Source organism: uncultured Traorella sp. (assembly GCF_944327115.1).
Taxonomy (GTDB): Bacteria; Bacillota_I; Bacilli_A; order Erysipelotrichales; family Erysipelotrichaceae; genus Traorella.
In genome coordinates this window covers 1-4,398 of sequence record NZ_CALVGS010000117.1, presented here as the reverse complement: position 1 = coordinate 4,398, position 4,398 = coordinate 1, and the positions used below count along the sequence as shown (strand labels likewise).

Here is a 4,398-nt window from a genome sequence, read left to right as displayed (position 1 = left end):
TCTCGGCACAAAAAAAACAGATGATATCGAGGTTTCACATCCTTTATATCATCTGTTTCTCTTCTTTATAAACCACTCATTAGTTTAAAGCGTAATTTCTTTAAACCACTCACTAGTTTAAATTACCCTTTTTTTTATTATTCAAAACGAATCGGATATTTCTCTGTACATTCAAGCACTTCTTGTTTGATTTTTGATAATTCTTCAAGATCATCTTTATGTTTGATTGCTCTTCCGATCCAATGCCCTAATTGTCTGAATTCTGCTTCTTTGAATCCACGTGTCGTCATGGCCGCACTTCCTAAACGAATCCCGCTCGTTACAAATGGTTTCTGTGTATCAAAAGGAATCGTATTTTTGTTGCAGGTAATACATACACTATCTAACAACTTTTCCGCCTCTTTGCCGGTAACATTGAATGAAGACATGACATCAACTAAAAGAAGATGATTATCACTGCCGCCACTCACGATTCTGAACCCTTCTTCTTTTAGTGTTTCACACAATGCCTGACAGTTGCTGATGATTTGTTTCGCATATTCCTTAAATGACGGCTGCAGTGCTTCACCAAAACATACGGCCTTACCGGCAATTACATGCATCAATGGTCCACCCTGAATGCCCGGGAATAAATGTTTATCCAATTCCCTAGCATACTTTTCTTTACATAAGATGACACCACCACGAGGACCACGCAATGTTTTATGAGTCGTACTTGTTACAAAATCACTGTATGGAACCGGTGAAGGATGCAAGCCTGCCGCTACCAGTCCTGCAATATGAGCCATATCGACCATTAAATATGCGCCAACCTCATCAGCGATTTCTCTAAACTTCTTAAAATCGATGATCCTTGAATAAGCACTGGCCCCTGCCACGATCAGTTTTGGCTTTTCCTTCTTTGCGATTTCCAGCACCTCATCATAATCAATCATCTCTGTTTCCTTGTTTACACCATAGCTTACAAAATGATATAAAGTACCCGAGAAGTTCAAAGGATGGCCGTGGGTAAGATGTCCTCCGCTTGAAAGGTCCATGCCCAGCACCGTATCATTTGGCTCTAAAACAGTAAAATATACTGCCATATTGGCCTGACTTCCTGAATGCGGCTGTACATTCGCATGCTCTGCACCAAACAGCTCACATAAACGCTGACGGGCAATCTCTTCGACCTCATCCACATATTGACAGCCGCCATAATAACGTCGATGAGGATATCCTTCCGCATACTTATTTGTCAATACGCTTCCTACTGCTTCCAAGACATCATTTGAAACATAGTTTTCAGAAGCAATACACTCAATATTATGCAATTGACGCTGTTCTTCTTTTATGATCGCTTCTCTTATCTGCTGATCCTTCACTTTCTTCCCTCCCATTCTTTGATGATATCTTCCTGATCGATCGGTCCTTGACGAACAATTTTCAATTCATCACCTGTCGCATCGACGATCGTTGACGAAACGCTTCCTTTACATTCACCTTTGACGATCATATCAATTCGACCATCAAAATCTTTCTTCACATCATCAAAATAAACACCTGTCGGCTGTCCGGATAAATTCGCACTTGTCACCAACAGAGGCTTGCCAATACGTCTGATCATCTCTAAAATGAATGCATCATCCGGCATTCTAAGAGCAATCGTATCAAATCCGTTTGTAACCTCATCATCCACACATGCTTTTTTCTTTAAAATAATTGTAAATCCTCCTGGCATAAAAGCTTCAATCAGCCTCTCTACCTTTTCATTAGTAAATGCAACCGTTTCTAACTGTTCTTTACTTCCAATCATCATCGGAATCGGCTTTTCTTCAGGACGTCCTTTACTGAGCTTCAATCTTTCTAAAGCCTCCAATTCATCATAAATAACACCCAGTCCATAAACGGTATCCGTAGGAAAAGCCACAACGCCACCCATCTTTAGACATTCTATTGCCTGTTCAATTTCTTTTCTTTCTATAATTTTTGTTTCCATGTTTCTAGTGTATCACAAATAAAAAGAAGATTCATCGTTTATATGATTTTCATTTTTCTTTTATCAAATACTGATATTTCCTCTTTTGCGCAATCACGATATCAAAAATCATTTACAAAACACTATATTTTTACTTTCATCATTACTTCGCCCACATCTATGATTGTACTTTCATGCCAGTCACTGTTTCGTTTAATACGAATTTTATGATTTCTTCTCATGTCCTATTATTTAGGATAGTATCAATGATGAAACAAACATTCATTTTATAGAACCGCATCCTCCATATGATTTAAATGATATGTCTTTATTATTCAAGCATAAAAGCCAAGATAGCGATAATCGCCTCCCGGCCTTTTTTTACTCATCCTTTTCAAAAATAAGCGACATCGTTTCAATATCACCCGTTCCTCTTGTTTCTAAAGGTATATAACCCTTATATGACCAGCCATCCTCCATTCGTTCCTGAATGATCTTTTCTACATCTTTGAACTTATACCTCGTTCCTTTTTCAAAACCATATCCACATAATTCTGATTTAACCCGGACAAACATAAGCTTTTTCATTATTTGATCCTCCTCTTTGTAAATATTATAACATATTTACTCTCCTCTCCATCTTACGATATCTATTATTTTTTCATCAATATATCTTTCGGATCATATGTAATGATAACATGAAAAGGATAAAGCATTGCTACAACGATCGTACATACGCTCAGCCCATAAATAGAAAGAATATATTCATGATCGATCGATATCTCATACGATACATCCATTTGACTTTGATAATCCAAAAAAGAATGAATTACTCTTTCTCCTGCCTTTTTAGAGCTTACCAATGAACAGGATACGCTCAAAACAGTCACAAGCAAAAGTTCACAAAATAATTGAATCAAAATATTTCTCTTTTTTTCTCCAAGTACCAAATAGATACCGATTTCATGTATTCTCTCTTGTAACACATTGATCATGACGATGCACAAGATGATCGAGAAAGCAATGATACCCCCTATACAAAGATAATTTCCGAAATGATTCAATATCCTGATCGGCTCAGCCACAGAAAGATAGTCATCATCTGAAATGAGAAACTGTTCCTTTGGTTGCTGCATCAGCGAATTCTCCACTTGTTCAGATGCAATGACAGTTTCAGCTTCTTGTTTAAATGCTTCAAGATCATCACTGCTTTTCAAGCGAATGATGGGCACATCAATTGCCATCTGTTCTACTTCAAAAACATTTAATTCCTGTATCAGCTGATGTCTTCGCACAAATAGATCCCATAATGTTTGATTAGGGATGTACATTCTTCCTGGAACATCAGAAAAACCAACATTTACATGATCAAAAGCCTTATCTATTTTCTCAAATATACCTATAACTTTTAATGAATACTCTTCATCATAAACAACTACGCTCTCACATTGATCATTCTCATCACATATATTTTTATCAAATACTAATTTCATATGGATCGTATCACCCGCATGAATTTCTTGACCATTCACTCTAAAATCATTTGATACGATAACAACCCTTTCCCCATTCTCTAATTCTTCTTCTGTAAACTCTCTTCCCTCAATGATACGAATAATATTCTCTTTTACATCCGCCATAGGCGCATGACTCACACCATAACCATAACGAACCTGTCCATCTCTGTCATCTAGCAGCAACATATAAGAATAATTTCCATATGAAACATATGTGCTATTGATCAATTTATGAACGATTCTCTCATATCGCTTAAAACACTCCCAATCCTGTTGAGTATCCATTGAAAAACCGGCATCATTAACTGCTTCATTTATATAGGTAGCCGTTGAACCCAACTGACTTTTCATCTCATATGCAAGCACTGATGAAACTTGTTTTAAAGAGATAGCCAGACCATATATATTGCCAAGAATAAATATGATCAAGAACAAAACGACTGTGTGACTTTTTTTTCGTGACAGATAAAGAAATGCGCGTTTTAATACTTTCATTCAATGACCTCAAAATTTTGAATATCGGTATTCAGCTTCAATACGATATCACTCTCACCAGCTATCTTCTCTGAATGTGTCACCATGATCACACACTTCTCCTGTTCATGTGCCAGCTCCTTAAAGATTTCAATGATCGTTTCGCTCGTCTTCCCATCCAGGTTTCCTGTCGGCTCATCTGCCAGGATCACCTTCGCATCTGTGGAAATCGCCCGTGCGATCGCTACTCGCTGCTGCTCCCCTCCGCTTAACCGGTTGATCCTTCTTGTTGCCTTGCTGCCATCGATCCCGACACTTTCCAGTATCTCCAACGCTCTTTCTTTCATATTTCCTTCCCAGTGATGATCGCTGATCGACATCGCCACCATCACATTTTCTAAGGCATTCATATAAGGTATCAGATTATAGCTCTGAAACACGATTCCGATA

At 37.8% G+C, this 4,398-nt stretch carries 5 protein-coding genes; all 5 read right to left on the bottom strand.

Going from position 1 to position 4,398, the window contains the following annotated elements; all coding sequences use genetic code 11:
• Positions 1–137 precede the first annotated feature (137 nt).
• Positions 138–1,364 (bottom strand): serine hydroxymethyltransferase, encoded by a 1,227-nt coding sequence (glyA, locus tag Q0K35_RS10100; protein ID WP_294562736.1) that lies wholly within the window; start codon positions 1,362–1,364, stop codon positions 138–140.
• Positions 1,361–1,978: an L-threonylcarbamoyladenylate synthase gene (locus tag Q0K35_RS10095; RefSeq protein ID WP_294562735.1), complete on the bottom strand. Its 618-nt coding sequence runs from the start codon at positions 1,976–1,978 to the stop codon at positions 1,361–1,363. The genes glyA and Q0K35_RS10095 overlap by 4 nt, the downstream gene beginning before the upstream one ends.
• Positions 1,979–2,338: 360 nt before the next feature.
• Positions 2,339–2,545 (bottom strand): DUF4177 domain-containing protein, encoded by a 207-nt coding sequence (locus Q0K35_RS10090; protein WP_294562734.1) that lies wholly within the window; start codon positions 2,543–2,545, stop codon positions 2,339–2,341.
• Between the two features lie 65 nt (positions 2,546–2,610).
• A complete protein-coding gene (locus tag Q0K35_RS10085) occupies positions 2,611–3,969 on the bottom strand; it encodes an ABC transporter permease (RefSeq protein WP_294562732.1) in 1,359 nt (452 codons plus the stop codon).
• A partial coding sequence (locus Q0K35_RS10080; protein WP_294562731.1) for an ATP-binding cassette domain-containing protein occupies positions 3,966–4,398 on the bottom strand: 433 nt, incomplete at its 5' end. The genes Q0K35_RS10080 and Q0K35_RS10085, both read right to left, overlap by 4 nt.

What these genes read in the sequence shown, in the direction of transcription:
- Q0K35_RS10095 (WP_294562735.1), bottom strand. Translation starts at nt 1,978, where the DNA reads ATGGAAACAAAAATTATAGAAAGAAAAGAAATTGAACAGGCAATAGAA.
- Q0K35_RS10090 (WP_294562734.1), bottom strand. Translation starts at nt 2,545, where the DNA reads ATGAAAAAGCTTATGTTTGTCCGGGTTAAATCAGAATTATGTGGATAT.
- Q0K35_RS10085 (WP_294562732.1), bottom strand. Translation starts at nt 3,969, where the DNA reads ATGAAAGTATTAAAACGCGCATTTCTTTATCTGTCACGAAAAAAAAGT.